The following is a 231-nucleotide window of genomic DNA, read 5'->3' on the forward strand; positions in this document are numbered from 1 at the left end:
GTCAAAACCTTTAAATTTTCCCTTATTTGACATTTTAATCTCTCCTTTTAAATCTTTCACAGTATTATCAATTGTTTCGAGCATATGACCTAACTGCCTTCTTTTTTCTAAAAGCATTTTTCGTTGCATTTCTAAAGCTTCCAACCGATCAAATGTTGGTTGGTTGATGATCTCTTTAATACGCTGAAGAGGGAATCCAAGCTCCTTGAAAAATAATATTTGCTGCAAGGT

At 33.3% G+C, this 231-nt stretch carries 1 protein-coding gene; it reads right to left on the reverse strand.

Translation table 11 applies throughout. The features are described from left to right. On the reverse strand, positions 1–231 hold a 231-nt coding region (locus tag AOA60_RS32000; protein WP_158235092.1), incomplete at both ends, for a MerR family DNA-binding protein.

The organism is Pseudomonas sp. 2822-17, assembly GCF_002742485.1.
Lineage (GTDB): Bacteria > Pseudomonadota > Gammaproteobacteria > Pseudomonadales > Pseudomonadaceae > Aquipseudomonas > Aquipseudomonas cyclaminis.